The organism is Chryseobacterium hagamense (assembly GCF_007991455.1).
Lineage (GTDB): Bacteria > Bacteroidota > Bacteroidia > Flavobacteriales > Weeksellaceae > Chryseobacterium > Chryseobacterium hagamense.
In genome coordinates this window covers 16,345-36,181 of the sequence record NZ_BJYJ01000021.1, presented here as the reverse complement: position 1 = coordinate 36,181, position 19,837 = coordinate 16,345, and the positions used below count along the sequence as shown (strand labels likewise).

Annotated in this window: 19 protein-coding genes; 12 read left to right on the top strand and 7 right to left on the bottom strand. The window is 39.6% G+C overall.

The genetic code is table 11. From position 1 onward, the window contains the following. The first annotated feature begins 26 nt into the window (after positions 1–26). The 5 genes from CHA01nite_RS15490 (at position 27) to murI (ending at position 5,986) form a co-directional block, all read left to right on the top strand. Positions 27–1,100 (top strand): RluA family pseudouridine synthase, encoded by a 1,074-nt coding sequence (locus CHA01nite_RS15490; RefSeq protein ID WP_146942977.1) that lies wholly within the window; start codon positions 27–29, stop codon positions 1,098–1,100. A 51-nt stretch (positions 1,101–1,151) separates the two neighbouring features. Further along, positions 1,152–2,102 (top strand): PorP/SprF family type IX secretion system membrane protein, encoded by a 951-nt coding sequence (locus tag CHA01nite_RS15485; RefSeq protein WP_146942975.1) that lies wholly within the window; start codon positions 1,152–1,154, stop codon positions 2,100–2,102. A 53-nt stretch (positions 2,103–2,155) separates the two neighbouring features. Then, positions 2,156–3,280 carry a radical SAM family heme chaperone HemW gene (gene hemW, locus CHA01nite_RS15480; RefSeq protein ID WP_146942974.1) on the top strand — a complete coding sequence of 375 codons (1,125 nt, stop codon included), beginning with the start codon at positions 2,156–2,158 and terminating at the stop codon, positions 3,278–3,280. Between the two features lie 147 nt (positions 3,281–3,427). Next, positions 3,428–5,095, top strand: coding sequence for a S8 family serine peptidase (locus CHA01nite_RS15475; protein WP_146942972.1), 1,668 nt, complete (start codon positions 3,428–3,430; stop codon positions 5,093–5,095). Between the two features lie 60 nt (positions 5,096–5,155). Continuing rightward, on the top strand, positions 5,156–5,986 hold the full coding sequence (gene murI / locus CHA01nite_RS15470; RefSeq protein WP_146942970.1) for a glutamate racemase: 831 nt from the start codon (positions 5,156–5,158) through the stop codon (positions 5,984–5,986). A 46-nt stretch (positions 5,987–6,032) separates the two neighbouring features. Here the strand turns inward: murI and CHA01nite_RS15465 are convergent, their stop codons facing one another. Continuing rightward, on the bottom strand, positions 6,033–6,635 hold the full coding sequence (locus CHA01nite_RS15465) for a nitroreductase family protein (RefSeq protein ID WP_146942968.1): 603 nt from the start codon (positions 6,633–6,635) through the stop codon (positions 6,033–6,035). A gap of 84 nt (positions 6,636–6,719) precedes the next feature. Here CHA01nite_RS15465 and CHA01nite_RS15460 point away from each other — a divergent pair, with 84 nt between their 5' ends. After that, complete coding sequence (locus CHA01nite_RS15460) at positions 6,720–7,073, top strand: winged helix-turn-helix transcriptional regulator (protein WP_146942966.1); 354 nt, start codon at positions 6,720–6,722, stop codon at positions 7,071–7,073. Here the strand turns inward: CHA01nite_RS15460 and CHA01nite_RS15455 are convergent, their stop codons facing one another. From CHA01nite_RS15455 to CHA01nite_RS15435, 5 genes are all read right to left on the bottom strand, one after another. Beyond that, complete coding sequence (locus CHA01nite_RS15455) at positions 7,074–7,661, bottom strand: RsmD family RNA methyltransferase (protein WP_146942964.1); 588 nt, start codon at positions 7,659–7,661, stop codon at positions 7,074–7,076. Positions 7,662–7,722: 61 nt separating this feature from the next. Further along, positions 7,723–8,439, bottom strand: coding sequence for a DUF3822 family protein (locus tag CHA01nite_RS15450; RefSeq protein WP_146942962.1), 717 nt, complete (start codon positions 8,437–8,439; stop codon positions 7,723–7,725). An 18-nt stretch (positions 8,440–8,457) separates the two neighbouring features. Next, positions 8,458–8,952, bottom strand: coding sequence for a DUF8465 domain-containing protein (locus CHA01nite_RS15445; protein ID WP_146942960.1), 495 nt, complete (start codon positions 8,950–8,952; stop codon positions 8,458–8,460). Between the two features lie 212 nt (positions 8,953–9,164). After that, positions 9,165–9,662, bottom strand: coding sequence for a metallophosphoesterase family protein (locus CHA01nite_RS15440; protein WP_146942958.1), 498 nt, complete (start codon positions 9,660–9,662; stop codon positions 9,165–9,167). Continuing rightward, positions 9,663–10,112, bottom strand: coding sequence for a hypothetical protein (locus tag CHA01nite_RS15435; protein WP_146942957.1), 450 nt, complete (start codon positions 10,110–10,112; stop codon positions 9,663–9,665). A gap of 139 nt (positions 10,113–10,251) precedes the next feature. Between CHA01nite_RS15435 and CHA01nite_RS15430 the strand changes: the two genes are divergently transcribed. Then, positions 10,252–11,796 carry a serine hydrolase gene (locus tag CHA01nite_RS15430; protein ID WP_146942955.1) on the top strand — a complete coding sequence of 515 codons (1,545 nt, stop codon included), beginning with the start codon at positions 10,252–10,254 and terminating at the stop codon, positions 11,794–11,796. A gap of 172 nt (positions 11,797–11,968) precedes the next feature. On the opposite strand, the gene CHA01nite_RS15425 is transcribed toward CHA01nite_RS15430, so the two are convergent. Further along, entirely contained in the window at positions 11,969–12,445 is a 477-nt protein-coding gene (locus CHA01nite_RS15425; RefSeq protein ID WP_146942953.1) for a SixA phosphatase family protein, read from the bottom strand. Positions 12,446–13,108: 663 nt separating this feature from the next. On the opposite strand from CHA01nite_RS15425, the gene CHA01nite_RS15420 reads away from it, so the two are divergent. The 5 genes from CHA01nite_RS15420 (at position 13,109) to def (ending at position 19,808) form a co-directional block, all read left to right on the top strand. Continuing rightward, positions 13,109–16,774, top strand: coding sequence for a hypothetical protein (locus tag CHA01nite_RS15420; protein ID WP_146942951.1), 3,666 nt, complete (start codon positions 13,109–13,111; stop codon positions 16,772–16,774). Between the two features lie 57 nt (positions 16,775–16,831). Then, the gene (locus tag CHA01nite_RS15415) at positions 16,832–18,079 is read left to right on the top strand and encodes a hypothetical protein (protein WP_146942949.1); all 1,248 of its coding nucleotides are present in this window, start codon (positions 16,832–16,834) and stop codon (positions 18,077–18,079) included. Positions 18,080–18,081: 2 nt separating this feature from the next. Further along, entirely contained in the window at positions 18,082–18,474 is a 393-nt protein-coding gene (locus CHA01nite_RS15410; protein ID WP_146942947.1) for a hypothetical protein, read from the top strand. Positions 18,475–18,822: 348 nt separating this feature from the next. Next, the gene (gene ruvX, locus CHA01nite_RS15405) at positions 18,823–19,239 is read left to right on the top strand and encodes a Holliday junction resolvase RuvX (protein WP_146942945.1); all 417 of its coding nucleotides are present in this window, start codon (positions 18,823–18,825) and stop codon (positions 19,237–19,239) included. Further along, entirely contained in the window at positions 19,236–19,808 is a 573-nt protein-coding gene (gene def, locus CHA01nite_RS15400; protein WP_146942944.1) for a peptide deformylase, read from the top strand. Before ruvX ends, def begins: the two co-directional genes overlap by 4 nt. The last annotated feature ends 29 nt before the right edge of the window (positions 19,809–19,837 follow it).

The window sequence follows — 19,837 nt, the reverse complement described above, 5'->3', positions numbered from 1 at the left end:
AAGCTTTTTGTATAAAAAATAAAACAATGGCAGAAGATAACGAAGATTTTTTGGACGAAGAATTATTGGATGAGAACCGTATCGGGGATATCGATATCGATGAAGAGAACAAAGGGCTGTATGAACATCTTAACCTTACGGTAGATAAAAACCAGGAACCTTTAAGGATCGATAAGTTTCTGCTGATTTTCCGCCAGAATTCTTCAAGAAATAAAATTTCGCAGACCTGCAGGGCCGGGAATGTCATGGTGAACGGAACCGCCGTCAAACAGAACTACCGCGTGAAGCCGGGAGATCAGGTTTCCGTTCTTCTGGCCCATCCTCCGAGAGAAAATGTAATTGTCCCTCAGAATATTCCCATCAACATCGTATACGAAGACGATGATCTGATCGTTGTAGATAAGGAGCCGGGAATGGTTGTGCATCCGGGATTCGGAAACTGGGATGGAACGCTGGTGAATGCTCTGGCCTATCATTTCGAACAGAACGGGCAGAAGTCGGATCTGGACCGGGTAGGGCTGGTTCACCGGATCGATAAGGATACTTCCGGACTGCTGGTAATCGCGAAAACCGAATTTGCCTTAAGTTTTCTTGCCAAACAGTTCTTCGACCGGAAAACCAAAAGATTGTACTGGGCTTTCGTGTGGGGGAATGTACAGGATGATGAAGGGACCATCCGGGGCCATATCGGGCGCCATCCTAAAAACAGGATGCAGATGTATACCTATGAGGACGGAAGCCAGGGAAAACATGCGGTAACGCATTATAAAGTTTTGGAACGTTTCAGATATATGACCTGGGTAGAATGTAAACTGGAAACCGGAAGGACCCACCAGATCAGGGCGCACTTCAAGCATATCGGACACACGCTGTTCAATGATGAAAGGTATGAAGGCCATACGCCGCTCCGCGGAGTGAATCTTCCTAAGTATAAGCAGTTTATCAAAAATGTATTTGAAATTCTCCCAAGGCATGCGCTTCATGCCCACACTTTAGGATTTATACATCCCACTACCAGGAAAGAATTGTATTTTGAAAGCCCAATGCCGAAAGATATGGCGGATGCTGTAAAAAAATGGAGAAATTATTTAGAAAACTAAAAATATATTGAGAATTTTTTTATATTTGTTGAATTGAAATCAAGATTTGTTATGAGAAAACTATATGCTATCGTATGTTTAGCTCTTTTGTCAAATGCATACAAAGCACAAGAAACTTTACCGTACTATCAACAATATCTTTTAGATGGTGAGTTTTTGTTCAACCCGGCACAATACGGAAAGACCGACTATGTGCAGCTTAATCTTAACTATCAGCAGCAATTTTCGAAGTTCAGTGAGTCTCCCAACGTACAGTCGGTAGGGATCAACGCGAACATCTTCGATAGGGTAGGAGCAGGTTTGTCTGTATTCAGAGACAGCAACGGGCCTATTTCTGCCGGCGGTATTACGGCGGGTGCTTCATATTTTATTCCTCTTAGCAGCGAAGGAGACCGAAAAGACCAGTTCTCATTCGGTACCAGTGTGAGCTTCTATAACATGAATTTTGATTATTCAAAGATTAATACCCAGGACGCTTCAGATCCTTTATTACAGGGAAGCGAAAGCAACATCTTCATGGCATATGCCAACTTCGGGGCGCAGGCCACTTACCGGAATATCTTCGCAGGAGTTTCCGTGAACGATATCGCTCTTACCAATGACGAAGCGATCGTGAACGGACGTGAGCCTTCTCCGATCAAGTTTTTCTTAAATTTAGGATACGACTGGCATATTGGGGATAACATCTACTTCACCCCATCTGCTTTGATCAATCTTAATACGAATTCAACAAGAACGATCGATTATAACCTGATGGCAACGTTCTTCAATGATATCAACGCCTTCTCTTTCGGGGTAAGCTACCGTTCCGTACAGAACAGATTCGACAGCCAGCAGCTGCAGATTGCACCGGTGGTAAAAGTAAGATTCAACAAATTCATGATCGGAGCAACTTACAACTTGGGATTGTCTGATATCCAGCAATACGGAGGAAACAGCTTCATGATCGGGTTAGGATACAACTTCGACAACTTCATTAACCACAGAGGTTATAGATATTAATTGATTTAATTTAAATACATTTGAGCTCTGAATTTTTTCAGGGCTCTTTTTTTATGATCTATATTCACATTCCCTTTTGCAAGCAGAAATGCAGCTATTGCAACTTTCACTTTTCAACCTCCCTTAATTTCAAGGAGGAAATGCTGGCGACGATGAAAAAGGAAATCGTTTTGCGTAAAAACGAACTGCAGAACAGAAGCTTAGGATCCCTTTACTTCGGCGGCGGAACACCGTCCATCCTTTCTCCGGATGAAATAAAATCGCTGATTGATGAGGTACTGAAACATTTCAGCTTCGAAAAGGATATTGAAATCACCCTGGAGGCCAATCCGGATGATTTGGATAAAAACTTTCTGAAAGGTTTGTCCGGTTCACCAGTCAACCGGCTTTCCATCGGAACCCAGAGTTTTTTTGAGGCCGATCTGAAACTGATGAACCGGGCACACACGGCCAACGAAGCGGAAGATTCCATTAAAAGGGCACAGGATTACGGATTTGAAAATTTAAGCATCGATCTCATTTACGGTTCGCCCACCTCGAATCTGGAAATCTGGAAGGAAAATTTACATAAAAGCATATCTCTTGAAGTTCCCCACATTTCTTCGTATGCCCTGACGGTGGAGCCCAAAACCGCTCTGGAAAACTGGATTGCCAGGGGAAAAGTCATCAGTCCGAAAGAAGAGGAACAGAATCTGGAGTTTTATTATCTGTCGGATTTTCTTAAAGATCACGGCTTTGAACATTATGAAGTTTCCAATTTTGCGAAGCCCGGTTTTTATTCAAGACATAATTCTTCGTACTGGAAGTATAAGGAATACCTGGGAATCGGGCCGTCTGCCCATTCGTACAACGGATCCGATATCAGGAGCTGGAATATATCCAACAATCAGCAATATATTAAAAAACTGAATGCCAGCCTTCCGGCGAAAGAAGAGGAAATCCTTTCTAGTGAAGACCAATTCAACGAAATGATTATGATCGGCCTGCGGACGGTCTGGGGCGTTGATCTCGGAAGCTTACAAGGGAAATTCAATGATCGGATCCTGGAACATTTCCGGCGTGAAATCAGACAGAAGCTGGATGAAGGAACCCTCGTCATTGAAAACAGCCACCTGAAAATTCCGGAAAAGCACTGGTTTATGGCTGATGGTATCGCTTCGGACCTGTTCATGGTTTAAACTGTCCGGTATCCTGAACTTACTTAAACGGAGTTCCTGCAATGAGCAAAACGTTTAATCAGGCATCTGATGGAAATTTGCATAAAGATCTATATTTGTGTATTTTTACGGTTATAATCTAAAAACCTAATTAAACAATTAATACACATGAGAAAAAATATTCTGACGGTGTTTTCCGCATTGCTTGTATCACTGTTCCATGCTCAGGAATTTGAGAAAAATCAACTGGTCATTAAGATCAAAAAAGAATCTTTCAGTAAACAGAAATTCGATGTCGTCCGCAATATTACCGGAATACAGAGTCTGGACCGGCTGAATGACCATTATGTGATCCGAAAAATGGTTCCGGTCGGAAAGATTGAAGATACGACTTCCCTCGTTCTCGAATTCAACAGCGACATGGATGTTACTTCAGTTCAGAAAATCTATTCGGAAAATCCTGCCATCGAGTTTGCTGAGCCGAATTACATAGCCCACGGCGCAGGAGTAAAGGGAGCGGATGCTTTTTCCACTTTCCCGAATGATTCTTATTTCCTGTCCAGACAATGGGGACTCTACAACAACGGGACATTTTCAGCGTCCGGAATGACCACCACCACCGATGCCGACGTGGATATGGAACTGGCATGGGATATCGAAACCGGTAATCCCAATCTGATTGTTGCCGTATCGGATTCCGGGCTTAATATGTCCCACGAAGATATCGCCGCCAGGGTATGGAGCAAACCGGCGGAAATTATTGACGGTATCGACAATGACGGAAATGGCCTGATTGACGATTATCGCGGATGGGACTGGGTAAATAACGATAACAACCCGACTGACGACCACGGCCACGGAACCAACTGTTCCGGAATCATCGGAAGTATAGCCAGTAATGGAAAAGGATATGCCGGCGTCAACTGGAACAGCAGGATCATGCCCCTGAAAGTGCTGAACAGTTCCAACAGCGGTTCCTACGCCGCCATGGCCAGCAGTCTCTATTATGCGGTTGATAACGGAGCCAAAGTAGTCTCGATGTCCATCGGGGGATCTTCCTCCTCTTCGTTACTGGCGGATGCAATCAATTATATGAAAACCAATAATGTATTGCTGGTTGCCTGTATGATGAATAATAACAACGAAGTACCGTACTACCCGGCTGCCTATTCTACGGCTTATGATAACGTGATTGCCGTAGGTTCTACCGATGCCAATGATAAAAGAACCCAGCCTTTTTTCTGGAGCGCTACTTCCGGAAGCAGCTATGGAAATCACATCAATGTGGTGGCTCCCGGGAATTATATTTACGGCTTAGGCATCGATTCCAATATTTCCTATAACTCCTACTGGGGCGGAACTTCCCAGGCTACGCCTCTGGTTGCAGGAGTTGCTTCACTGATCTTATCGAAAAAACCAACACTCACGCCTGCACAGGTGAGAAACATTCTCCAGTTGACTGCCGAAGATATGAAAGGCCTTCCTGCTGAAGATACGGCAGGTTTTGACAAATACCACGGATGGGGAAGGATTAACGCCTATGCAGCACTCAATTCCGTTGTTTTAAAAACTTCAGATGCTGAAAAAGAAGGCGAGCTGAAAGTTATTAATCCCGTTACTAACGGATATATAGAAATCCATAACGGCAGGAAGTTCCGGGGAAATACGGAGATCATGATATCCGCCTTCGACGGAAAGACGATTGACCATCAGAATATTGACCTCCGAGAAGGCAAAAACCTGATTCCTATAAACGGGATGATTACCGGAAGCTACGTTCTTACCGTTGAAAATAAAGCGTTTAAGAAAATATTTAAAATACTTGTGAAATACTAAGGCAACGGGCCGTGCGGATATTGAAATTTAAATTAATTTTGTAGCCATTAAATCAGGATTTTGAAAACGAAAAAAAAGGATTACCAGCATCTTTCACCGAAACAGCCGATCGGAATTTTTGATAGTGGGGTGGGCGGATTAACGGTAGCCAAAGAAATCAAGCGGCTGCTTCCTCATGAAGACCTCATTTATTTCGGGGATACCAAACACCTTCCGTATGGTGAGAAATCGAAGGAAGCCATCATCGAATATTCTACGAAAATCACCAACTTTCTGTTGCAACAGAACTGTAAGGCCATCGTTATTGCCTGCAATACGGCAACGGCAAATGCTTTGAGCGAGGTCATGCTGTCGGTAGCTGGAAAAGTGCCGGTTATTGACGTGATCAATCCTGTGGCGGAAAAGGTGTCTTATGAGATTCATAACAATGTGGGCGTGATTGCAACGAAAGCCACGGTAAATTCCGGGCTGTACAAGAAAAGCATCCGGAAGCATAACAAATGGATCAAGGTGGATGAGCTGGCCACCCCTTTGCTGGTTCCGGCCATCGAAGAAGGTTTCAAAAACCATCCGATTACCCACGCTATCATCTACAATTACCTCAGCAACAGCAAGCTGAAAAATATTGAAACGCTGATCCTGGGCTGTACCCATTATCCTTTATTGATTGATGAAATCAAACAATATTACGGCAACCGGGTCCGTGTGATCGACTCCCCGAATATTGTGGCCAACCACCTGAAAATCATTCTGGATAAATACCATCTCCTGAATGATCAGAACCCCAAACCGAATTACCATTTTTATCTTTCGGACCTGACGAAAAACTTTGAAAAGATCTCGAAGAAATTTTTCGGAAAAACCATCGATCTGGAACTGAAAGTCTTATAAAAATAAAAGCTGTCTCTTTAGAGGACAGCTTTTGTTTTGAATTTGATTACATTTCGAGAATCACCTCTCCCCGTTCCAGTCTTTTCTTGGGCGTAATCGCAGGCTGATTGGTATCTTCTTCCGATCGTGTTCCGATGGTGACGGCAAATAAGGTCTCGTATTTGTCATTGCTGATGATTTCATCGTACCTGTCGTTTTCAATGCCTTCCATCGGGGTGGAATCCAAGCCCATTTCGGCACAGGCGGAAAGCAGTACGCCCAGTGAAAGGTAGACCTGGTGCGCCATCCAGGATTTTATAAACACTTCCCCTTTGGATTTAACAAAGTTTTTATAATAATTGATGGAACCTTCCGGCAGATACGCTTCGATCTGCTTTTCAAAATCTTCCGGGTTTTTCAGCACCTGGAATACAATCAGCAGGTTGCTGTTAACAATTTTATCTTTGTTCCAATACGAAGCATCGGCCAGTTTTTCCCGGTTTTCCGAAGACTCATCTACAAAAACAAAATTCCAGGGCTGGCTGTTGATGGAAGACGGGCTCAGCCGTAAAATGTCTCTCAGTTGCTGTACCGTCTCACCGGTAAGGGTTCCGTTCGGATTATACTTTTTTACGGTATATCTCGATTTCATTTTTTCTAAAAAGCTCATAATTTTTAAACTATATTTTTTATAGTTGCAAAACTATTGTAAGTTTTATACATTTGCAATAACGGTAAAAAATGATAGTATAAAATGTATACGATAGACAATAAAACATATCCCTGCTGTACGAGCGTGACCATGAAATTCATCGGGGGGAAGTGGAAAGCGGTAATTCTGGTCCATCTTATGAAAGGGCCGAAGCGGTACAACGAACTCCGGAAACTGATTCCCACGATTACTGAACGGACACTAAGCCTGCAGCTGAAGCAGCTGGAGGAAGACCATGTAATCAATAGGAAAGTGTATACGGAAAAACCGCCGCTGATGGTAGAGTACACCCTTACCGATTTTGGGAAAACCCTGGCTCCGGTGATCGGGGAGATTACCAGATGGGGCATTGAAGCGGCACAGACCTCAAAAAAAATAATCAGGAAAACGTCCTGATTATTCTTCGGTTGCTATAGCGGTTGCATCTTCTTCTTTATTCGGCCTGAAAAAACTGAAACTTACATTTCCGTATTTCCGGGTATCCATGAGGTTCGGATGGTCAAACTTCATCCGGCTCTGGTGCTCAACGACGAGAATGCCGTTTTCTTTTAAATATTTATTGTTCAGCACCAATGAAATAATTTCCTGGTATTTCTTTTCTTCCATTTCGAAAGGCGCATCGGAAAAGACGATTTCAAAAGATTTTCTGTTTCTGAATTTCTTCAGCCAGTCGAACACATCGCCCCGCTGGACGTTCACCTGAAGGCTGAATCCCAGTTCGGAAGCGGTGGTGTTAAGAAAAGACGTATGTTTCGGGTTCATTTCCACGGAAGTGATGTCTCCGCAGCCCCTGGAAGCAAATTCAAAGCTGATGGAACCGATGCCGGCAAAGAGGTCCAGTACGGAAACCGACTGCATATCGTAAGTGTTTTCCAGAATGCTGAACAGCGCTTCCTTCGCAAAATCCGTGGTCGGCCTTACATCAAAATTTTTCGGAGCCGCTATTTTCTTGGCTTTCCATTTGCCTGAGATGATTCTGTACATAGTTGTTGGGTTATAGGTTGGTAAAGACATCGGAAAAAAACAATCCGCGGTTTCTTTCAGCCTAATTTAAGATAAAATTTTTATTGGGAACATTATCAAATACAATTTTCATATTCTTCACGAATTTCTGCAGTTCCGAAATAAAGGTTTCATTCTCCGTGGTTTCCCCGTAAGCGAAAAAGTTGGTTTCATTGATGCCGAAACCGATTTTGCTTAATGTAAACATCACGAAATAAAGGAAGTCTACTTCCGAATTAACGTCCAGGTTATTGTATAGGATAATTTTTTTGTTGTCGATGGCGAAAAACTCACATTGGTTATGGTATAGGTTAATGTGGATTTCCTTATTGTTTTTATAATGGATCGAATTTAAAAATTTCTCTCCTGAAAAATTGAAATGAACAGGTATGGCCAGTTCTTTGATCTTCTGATAAAAGCTCTTCGGAAAGGTATAATAAAACTGGATTCTGAATTTTTCATTCACCGAAAGCATCAGTTCTTCTTTTTCCTTGTCCACAGGCGCATTAAAAGCAATCAGGTCGAATCCGGTTTCATGCTCGGAAAATCCTTCAGGCATCAGCGTAAAATGGTTTAAGGCAGAAACCACATGGATTTCATCAAAACGCTGCTTCAGCAGAATATCATCCAGCTGGCCGGCAATAAAATTTTCCGGAGATTCTTCGTCTACGAAATATGATTTTTCCTCCACAATGCTTTTATTTTTAGCAATCTGGCAGATGAGCCCGTCTTTGGTAAAAAGTAAATTGAGTATATTCATAATCTGATTCCTGCAAATTTAGTGAAATTCTACCATTACCGCACCTGATTGGTGGTGAAGTATTTCTTTGTTGTAAAACTCGATATTGGTCTGGCTTTCCAGCGTGTCGTGTACCATTCTTTGCAGAACGCCGTCTCCGATGCCGTGAACGATTTCCAGCCTTTTCAGATGGTGCCTGCGACAGAAATTCAGGGTTTGCACCAGCTTTTCTTTCTGAATAAAGAGCCTTTCGTAGCTGTCGTAGTCATTTGGGTTTTTTACCAGATGATGAAAATGGAGATCCAGAATCATCGGGGTCTTCTGATGTGCTTTTGAGGTGATTTTTTTAGGCTCCGCTTTCCTGACCACCTGAATGTTTTCATAAAAGTCCGAAATCTTCGGTACCAGCTTTTCTTTCGGGTATTGGTATGTAAATCCGTATTCGTCTTTAAAAACCACGATATTCCCTTTCACCGAAGTTACGACTCCGCTTAAATCCTCATCCACCACCGAAACTTTATCGCCTATTTTCATAACTGTTTTATAACCACAAAATGCACAAATGATTTTACAAATTTCCACAAATTAGATTCGTGATATTTTTGCACCATTAGCTACATCCGTGTTTGAAATTTACTTCCAAATCCTTTATCTAATTACTGTTGAAACACAAAAATCACAAATAATTTCACAAATTTTGACAAATATAATTCGTGACATTCGTGAAACATTAGTGGCCTCCGTGTTTAAAATTTCGCTCCCAGTTCAATCACTTCCAGATCCTTTATTTCCGCACCGTCAATGGCAAACCGCATCATCGTCCGCATCTTATGCCAACCCTGTTTTCCGCAGGCTCCGGGATTCAGGTGCAGCAGGTTGTTTTTCTGATCGAACATCACCTTTAAAATATGCGAATGTCCGGAAATAAACAATTTCGGTGCCTTTTCCGCAATTTCCTGTTTGGCCGGCGGCGTATATTTGCCGGGATAACCGCCGATATGGATCATCATCACTTCCACCTCTTCACAGGTAAAACGATTTATTTCCGGAAATTCGGACCGGATTTTGGCATTGTCGATATTTCCGTAAACACCTTTTAAAGGTCTGATTTTTTCAAGCTGCTCAATTACGTCCATGCTTCCGAAATCACCGCCGTGCCAGATTTCATCAGCCTGTCCTGCATATTCTAAAATGCGGTCGTCAATATAGGAATGGGAATCGGAAAGAAGGAGGATCTTTGTCATTTATCTGATGGTTCTGTCGGTAATATTCTGGTCGTATTTTTCTTTGAAAACAGCAACCCGGTCCGGATTCAGGGTACCTTCGGGAGTCAGTACTTTTTCTTTGAGAAGCCATTTGACCAGTTTTTCCATCGCTTTCTTGGAATTCATAAAACTGGCAATTTTAGAAAAATCATTTGTTTCCACCTTAATTTTTTCAGTTAAGAAATTCAGGCTGTAGTAATCATCATTTACATACTTGGGCGTTTCATTGTCAAATGCCCTGTACAGTAATATTTCATCATCATTCTTAAGGTCATAGAAGGAATACTGGATCATGTTTATTTTTTCTGTCCTCAGGATCTGTTTTCCATCAAGTAAAACTTTATCGTCTTTAATTTCAACCTCCTGAGAAAAATAGAGATTGGCACTTACGGCGAGTAATATAATGGCAAATAGTTTTTTTACTGTCATTTTTTATTTATTTCTGCAAATATAAAAATGCTGTTGTAATAATTGTTCTTTTTGGAGATGTATTATTCGTTATCGTTTTTAAGATTCATAAAAAGGAAGTTAATCATGATGAATTGATTAAATTTGAAAAAAATTAAAAATGAAGCAGAAACTTTCTTTTTTCCTTCTTCTGTTGACTGTAGGTATTGCCCAGGCACAGGTGGAAGAAAAAAAACTGGATGAATTAATTCAGAACACCCTTGAAACGTTTGATGTTCCGGGGATATCGGTCGGCGTTATCAAAGACGGAAAAATGATTTACTCGAAAGGCTTCGGTGTGCGTTCTTTAACGACGAAACAGCCGATGGATGAGAATACCCTTGTCGGTATCGCCTCCAACTCAAAAGGTTTTACCTGTACCGCACTGGCCATTTTAGCCGACGAAGGAAAACTGAGCTGGGATGATAAGGTTTCGAAATACATTCCCGAATTCCAGATGTATGATCCGTACGTTTCCCAGAATGTGACCATCAGAGACCTTATAACCCACCGCGCAGGATTGGGACTCGGGCAGGGCGACCTGATGTTTTTTCCGGAAGGCGGAAACTTAACCGTGAATGACATCGTCTATAATGTACGCTATCTGAAGCCGGAAAATCCTTTCAGAACAACGCTCGATTACAACAACATTATGTTTATCGTGGCCGGGGAAGTGATCCACCGGATTTCCGGATTAAGCTGGGCTGAGTTTATCGAGCAGCGGATCATGAAACCGGTAGGGATGAATTCAAGTTTCGGAAGCTACAACAGGGCAAAAGCCGTGTCGAATAAAATTGATGCTCATGCCCCGGTAGAAGGAAAAGCCGTTGCCGTTCCCCATGACTGGAATGAAACCGCCAATGCTGCCGGAGGAATTATGAGCAACATCAAAGATATGACAACATGGGCCGAATTCCTGCTGAACAATTTTACCACCAAAGACGGGAAGAAACTGGTGTCGGATAAAAATGTGCAGCAGCTCTGGAGCATGCAGATTCCGGCTGGTGTAGCCGCGAAAAACCCTTATGATACCAGTTTCTACGGATATGGGATGGGCTGGTTCCTAAGTGACGTCAAAGGGCACAAACAGGTTCAGCATACGGGAGGACTGATCGGAACCGTAACCCAGTTTACCCTGATTCCCGATATGAAGCTCGGCATTGTGGTGTTAACCAACCAGCAGTCCGGAGCCGCTTTCAACACGATCACCAATACCTTAAAAGATTCCTATCTTGGGATTGCCGACCGGAACTGGCTGAAAAACTACGGCGACCGGATGAAGAAAACGGAAGAAATGTTCGACAAGCAGAAGAAAGATGCTTATGCAAAATCCGAAGCCTTCAGAAAAAATAAGAACCTTCAGCCGAAAGCGGAACAGTTTGCCGGAACTTATACCGATAAATGGTTCGGTGATGTGGAAATTGCTCAACAGGGAAATACCTACAGAATCTTATGTAAAAATTCTCCGAGACTGAAGGGAGAGTTGCTCCCGTATTCCAATAATTCATTCATCATCAGATGGGACGACCGGAGCTATGATGCGGATGCTTATCTGATTTTCGATTATGATGAAAGCGGAAAAGCGCAGTCTGCCAGATTGAAACCGGTTTCCGATGTTACGGATTTCAGTTTCGATTTCGACGACCTGGATTTAAGAAGAAAATAATTTCAAAATATTTATTGAAAGAAACGGGCTTCGGCCCGTTTTTGTTTTTAATAATGTTATCCATCAGAAAGTAAACATTATCATCAGGGGTAAAAGGCTGATATCATTAGTGTTAACGGAAGAAACTTCCAGCATCCGGCATCCCTCTTCCAGCCTGATACAGATATTTCCTTTAAATTTTCCCCGGCTCGTAAAAGAACATCAGCTTCTTCCGGGCACCGTCGAATTCAGACCATGAATTACAGTCGATTTCAAATCCTGCCACCCCGCAGGTCGGAAAGTGGAAAATATTCTGGGAAATGGAATTGGCAAAATTGGAGATCCCGTTATTATGAGAGAAGAAGGCAACGGAAGTATGGCTGTCATCCAGTTTATAGATTACCGATTCAAAATTGCTTTCCAGAGGGTTGTAAAGTTTATCATCCGTATCCATGCTGATTTGATAGGTCTGGTTGAAAATTCTGCATGTATTCAGCGCACGAACCGCCGGGCTCGATACAAAATAATCAATGGCTACCTGGCTGCTTTTCATAAATCTGGACATCTGCATGGCTTCTTCCAAACCCTTGTCTGCCAACGGTCTGTGGAAATCGTCCGTCTCTTCCGGCCAGTCGCTTTTTGCATGTCTTACGAGAATGAGTTGCTTCATAATTTTATTTTGAAAATTAAATTTATAAAAAAATTAGCGTATCAGAACATAATTTATAAAAAAAGCATCCGATTGCATGGAATTTTTACAGCCAATCCCAATTCAGTCAGGTATTTAGTGCAATCAGGAGTTGCCGAAGGCAATAAAAACCATCCCGACAAGAGGTAAGAGCCCGTTCAGGTTCTGATTCAGAAACGTTCCGTCGTTCTCTTCATTTCCTGAGTTAAAATAAACTTTGTTTGTTCTTTACTTTAATATGATGGTTTTCTGAGACTGATAAATATGAGAGATACTTATTTTATTTATTAAATATGATAATATAGACAATCATCGAATCTTATGACAAAAAATTAAGTTTTCAGATAAAATAAATATAATACGACAAGTTCTGTCGCTGCCTGACATTATCTTTCTTCAATAATAAAATCACGGCGTATATCAATTGAAAAAATATTTAAAAATAAATTTTAATGCGACGAGTTTTGACGCTATGCCGATAGATATTTGCATTATAGAAAAAAGAAATGAAATTGGATTATAAAAATTACGGTGGACATTGTTAGTCTGAACCACCTAAAAAAAGAAGGCTAAAACCTGAAGTTCACTCTAATAAAAAGAGCCTTCAAATTTTAACCTATATAAAACCAAAACAAATTTACACAAATGTCTACAAACAACAATGCGTCACAGACGCTTTTCAGATTCGTAAGCTTAAGAAATCCCCAACTCACAGAAACAAAAAGAAGAAATCTAGGATTTATTCACAGACCTTCCGGAGTAAAAGGGCTTTTTGATGAAGCTATTGCAAGTGATGCTGAAAAAAATTTAAAATTAAATGTGTTGTCTGAAGTTGCACGTCAGTTTGATACTGCCAGTTTTAAAACAGAAAAAGAAATTGAAACCAGCGATTTTGGACAACTTTTGATCATCGGAAGAAAAATCTCAAAAAATGAAAAACTTGATGACTTTCATTTTAAGTTTACTAAAACTTTTTATGGAAACTTAATTGATCTTAGTAATAAAGAATTAAATAGTAAAGGTTTAGAGCTGTTCCAAAATCTTTGGAACAACTTTATTTACCAGGTTGTTACCCAAAAAGACTTCTATACAAAGGAGGCAATCGGTCATGTCCTGAAAGCTCTTCATATTGGATTTGCCCAGCATATGGAGATTGATGAAGATGTTATAAAGGCAAATGGAGAGAAGGAACCTTTAGAAAATGCGCTGATTGGTAAGATCGTACTTCCGAAATATCTTTTTTCTGAAGATAATGGTTTGAATGTATCTACATCAGATACTTCGAGATCAACTTCCGAGGATAAAATTGGAAATATTGCACAACAAAGGCTTATTTCCCAGGCCGAAAAAAACTTAGTCGTAAGTAAGGCTACTTATAGAAAAGAATCTTTGATACAACTAAAATCTGAGTTAAAAAGCCTTCAAGAGGATTATAATAAAGATAAAAACGAAGCCTATGAAAATGCTTATTCAGACTACCTGAAAACTTATGGAGAGGCACTACAGCTATTCGAAAGAAAAGTATTGGCTGTTGAAAAGAGAATTACTCCGGAAACTTCAGAAGAAGAAAAAGAAAAGCTCTATGAGTCTTTAAAAGAATTTGTGGTGCAGCCATTTGAATTTAATTACTTTGAAGAACTCAGTTCGAGATACCTACAGCAGAATCTTTCTCCAAAATCTTTTGATTTATTTGTTGAAATCTTCTTAAGCTCAGATTTTGTAAAACTTTCAAAAAGTACTCCTGAAGCGAAGTCTAAAATTATTGCAGAAATTGGAGCAAATACCTTTCAGGCCAACCGGCATGTTGATACTTTACAAAAAGCAATAGATATAGTAGAGCGAGAAATTTCTTCAGAATCTCAAATTGCAATCGAAAATGGAAGGTTACAACAGGAACAATACGTAAATGTAGGTGGGGCAGCAATTCCTGTAGTAAATAATACTTCAAAAACACCTCTCGCCTATTCATTTGTAGCTTATAATTATTATTCGATCTATTCGGAAGCCAGATCTTTTGCAGACTTTTCTTTTGAAGTGGAGGATACGTCCTGGAATGTGTCCAATGCTAAAATAAGTGCAGATACTGACTTAGGCCATGTTGAAGAAAAATACAGCCATATCGCGGTATCTGATGATAAAATTACTTTCCCTACAAGTTTGATTAATAAATTTCAAAATATCAATGGGCTTTTAATAGAGGTAATTTTTTCAAATGGAAGAGAGGCTTATATGGAGCTGTCCCGTCTAAGCAATAAGGAAGTTTACACCGGGAAGCTTATTCTGAAAGGGGCTGCTTTTACAGATGCAGAATCCCAAAAGGAAGGTTCTAAAAGAAAACATTTTGGAATCAAGAGATTAGGGGTTGCCGATTATCTGAAAGTTGTTCAGAGTGTGCATGCATATGTTCCGGGAGAAGTTTCTAATATTGAGAATGTAATGGCAAGCGAGCTAAGACACAAGTCATCTGTTGCAAGAGACTATTCTGAAATAACCGATACGACTTCAAAATCCCAGGAAACGGAAAAAACTTCTGATACAGGAAAGACTTCAAGAGCAGATATGCAAACCGAAGTTGCGAAGGAACTTGAAAGACAACAAGCTTTTAATGCCCATACGAGATATAGTTTTGACGGATTAACGAATAAGTTTGAGATCGGAGCTGATTATGCCAATAATACAGCGCAGCATGACAGCACCAGGCAGGCAGTAATGAAGTCTCAGGAAATTACGGAAAAGGCAATGGAAAAAGTCCTTACGAAAATTTCCGAAGAAAGGGTTCAGAAGATTATTAAGGAATACACCGAAACCAATGTTCATGAATTCGATAACCGGGGAAAGGTAACCAATACGGACAGCTCTGACACGTCACCCAAACATATTACCGGAGTTTACCGATGGATCGATAAAAAGATGAAGAATCAGATCTACAACTATGGTAAGCGTACCATGTTTGAATTCATGATTCCCGAACCTGCAAAATTACACCGCTTATCTTCAGCTGTTTCAAAAGGTCATATTCTTACAGCTCCGGTAGATCCGAGAAAAGCAGAGAGACCTCACAATATGCCGAATCCTAAAGCTGCTACAAAGGAGTTACTCGAATATTGGGCACAGATTTACGGGGTTCAATTGACGGATCTCCCCAAAGAAGAATTGCAGATCAACCAGAACATTACAGGAAGCCCCAATACCACCGGGGATTTCGGTCCCATTGCAGTCCCAATCAATATTACTCAAAATTATACGGCGAAAAAAATGAGTGTTAAGGTGACAGCAAGTTATGGATGGTTTGTAACGCCATGCATATTGTATATTGATAACGGAAAAGGAGGCCTGAGAGGCATTATAACATTTGAAAGTCCTTTTCAGAGAACCTGGGATGAAGATGGATTAAATCTTGAAGGTACGTTCAATTTTACCTATAGGGGAAAAAATGTTAAAAATGTTTCATTTGGTGTAACGTTAACGTGTAAATTATCTGAAACCTTCATGCAACAATGGTATACTGAAAACTTCAATGCCATTATCACAGCCTATGAAGCGGCATATAAAAAATTCCTTGATGACCAGGCTAAGCTGGATGCAGAACAAAAAGATAAAGAAGCTGAAGCAAAAGAAAAATCCAGCAACTTTTATCGTTATATGGAACATGACGTTTTAAAACATAATTGTGTAGCCTATTTATTACAGGACTATCTAAATGTTTTAGGACAAAACTTCACGAATGGGGACAAGATGGAAAATTTTGAGGTGTACCTAAACGAAGATTTAGACAAATATACTGCTCTTGCTAAATTTTTGGAACAGGCATTTGAATGGGAAATTATGGATTATACATTTTATCCTTATTATTGGGCCAACCGTAAAATGTGGCAGGAAATGTATGTAAGCGAAAGTGTGGATCCACTATTCAGAAGCTTCCTGCAGGCCGGTATGGCGAGAGTGATTGTAACGGTTAAGCCAGGCTTTGAAGATGCCGTACAGTTTTTCTTAACCACAGGAAAAATTTGGAACGGTGGTGAGGTTCCGGTTATCGGTGATCCGTTATATATGAGTATTGTTGATGAAATGCGTCAGCCAACCGGAAAAGCGCAAGGAAAATTCTGGATTACAAGGCTTCCTACGACATTGACTATCCTGCAGGATAAATCTACAGGACTGCCGGTAGACCAGCCTTTACCGATCTTCCATGAGAATAATCCGGAGAACTGTGAAAATCCTATGGAATTGGAAAGCGATACAAGCTTTATCCAGAGAGATATTCAGTTAAACCGTTCTGATAAAACAGAGAGTACATTACCTAAAGATTAATCTAACCTAGAAACTGAGCGGCATTCGCCGCTTAGTTTTATTTAAAATTGAAAACAGATGAAAGATAGAGTTACGGCATTAAGATTACCTAAAAACAACCTTGGCAAAAATTTCAATAAAGTAGATTCATTGAGATTACCGGCTACGCCACTTCCATCAGCAAAGATGTTATTAGATATGAAAAGGAAATATGATGAGTTTTTAAAATATGAAACAGATGGACATTATAGCACAGTTTACTTAGTTTGCCTGATGTTAGGTATGGATAAAAAATTAGCTAAAACATTAGCAGAAGCAACAGAAGCGCCGGATACTACAATACATAGTGAAGAAAGATTTGAATTAAATGATACGTGGGGTCATCCTTTTGGCCCACAACAGAAGATTCACTCACTTACCGGAGGTTTTCACGGAATTGAGGAGTTTTTTACCGCTATAAAGTTTTTATATACACCGAATGACAAAATAGAAGAATTAGGGAAACTCTTACATCGTTTTGGTGATACATATGCACATACTAAAATTGATAATTTAAAACCTGATGACATTAAAGAACATATTAATTTAGAAAAAGTTGATGACGAAACAATTAAAAAATATATTGATTCCTGGCAGGTAGGTTCCGAACAGAATCTTAAGAGCAAAGTAGAACCATGGGTAACTTTCTTTAATTATTATATGCAGGAATATGGTGCCGAATTTCTAGAAAATGAAATTAAGCAGAAAGATATATTTAAAGGCAAAACATTAAAAGAAGCGTTAAAAGATATATATCTGCCAAAAGGAACCTCTGATTTTATTATGTATGGTGCAAATGGGTTGACTGATGAACATCTCTCTGTAGATGGCGGATATCCTGATATGATTTATTTACGTCCAAATTGGTATCTAATATATGTAGAAAACTTAGCATGGCTTATTGCAAATAAATATAATTTGGAATATTCAAAATTAGATTTATCTTTGTTTAATAAGATGGTTAATTTTCTCGCAAGAAATATAAATAAAAAACCTTCTATGAAAGGGATTATTGATTATGAAATTGCAAAATTTTTAGGAAAGAAGGAAATTTATATCCCAGTCTATTATGCAAATTCTCCTAGAATATTAGCATCAATTGATGGAATTAAGACTAATTATCTACAAATAGCTAAAAATGTTCTGGAGCTTACAAAAAAATATATTGTTGAACAAGGCTTACCATCAAATAACATTATGGTTGAAGAAATAAATAATTGGATCAATCCTAAAATAAATATAGGTGGATTTTATGTCACTGAGGCGTTTAAAATACTTTTAAAATAAATATGAATTTTTTTCAAATATCCTTATTGATTATTACACTGGCGATTATATTTTTTACTTGGAAAAAATACCGCTTAATTGCAAATTTTTTCATTGGAATATTAACTTTGATAGCTTTAAGTAATCTTGATTTCTTAGATTTTGAGGGGAATTTAGATGTTTTTACAATTTCTCACCTCATATTTTCCTTTATACTATTAAGTCTCACAATGTTAATTCCGAATAAGAAGCAAGTTTATATATTTTCCATTTTGGTTTTCTTATTAATCACCTTTTTCCTATTATTTGGCATTGATTCCGGCAAATATTTTGAAAGAAAATTTGGAGTAATTATTCGGGTATTTTTAGCATTCTTCCCAGTTAATTATTGGTATCTATTACGTAAAAAAGATTAGAAAACAAAACTTTATATAATTTTATAGAGAAGTTTAAATCACCCACTAAAATCCCAAGCTACGGCTTGGGATAATTTTATTCTAAAAGTGTTGCCTTTTTATTCAATTACCTCAGCCACTCTTCATAAAATACGCCTGCGATAAAACGTATAAAGAAAAATGGGTATTATACGATGGTTTCCATTGAACTAATTGAATGCCTCTAAACAGCCAATACCTTGATTTTTAAAGCTAAAATACCTTAATCGCTGAATGGCAAAAAATAAACGCCGGATTTAAACAGGCTCTAAGGGAATAAAAAACGGCTTTTGGAATAAAATCATTAAAATTTACTAAATTTGCAAACCTATGGGACAGATCCTTGCAATTGATTACGGAAAGGCACGTTGCGGCATCGCTGCGACGGATGACATGCAGATTATTGCAAGCGGCCTGGATACGGTACAGACTTCATCCGCCATCGGATTCCTGAAGAAATATTTCAGCGAAAACCGGGTAGATGAAATTGTGGTAGGCCTTCCGGTAGACCTGAAGGGAAACGTTTCCGAAGTGGAAAAGGATATTTTAAAATTCATAGAAGTTTTTGAAAAGGAATTTCCGGCTGTGAAAGTTCACCGCTTCGATGAAAGATTCACTTCCAAAATGGCTTCGTTTTTTATCTCCCAAAGCGGGAAAAGCAAGAAGCAGAGACAGGAAAAAGGATTAATAGATAAAGTAAGTGCAACCATTATATTGCAGAATTTTTTAGAACAAAGAACAAGATGATTTTACCGATAAGAGCTTTTGGTGACCCGGTTTTAAGAAAAGTAGCCAAGGATATAGATCAAGATTATCCCGGGCTGCAGGAACTGATAGGGAATATGTTCGACACGATGTACAGTGCCAACGGAATTGGTCTGGCCGCACCTCAGGTCGGTCTGGATATCCGTCTTTTTGTGATCGACGTAAGCCCTCTGGCGGAAGATGAAGATTACGAGGATATCAAGGATGAACTGGCAGAATTCAAAAAAGTATTTATCAACGCGCAGATTCTTGAAGAATCCGGGGAAGAGTGGAAATTCAATGAAGGATGCCTTTCCATTCCGGATGTACGGGAGGATGTAAAGCGGAAAGAAACCATCGTAATTGAATATTATGACGAAAATTTTGTAAAACATACAGAAACTTTTTCCGATATTAGAGCCCGCGTAATCCAGCATGAGTATGATCACATCGAGGGAATTCTATTTACCGACCATTTAAGTGCTTTAAAGAAAAAGCTGGTAAAAGGTAAGCTGACCAAAATTACCCAGGGCGACGTAAGCATCGGTTATAAAATGAGGTTTCCAAAATAATCTGAATTAATAATAAAATAAAAAATAAA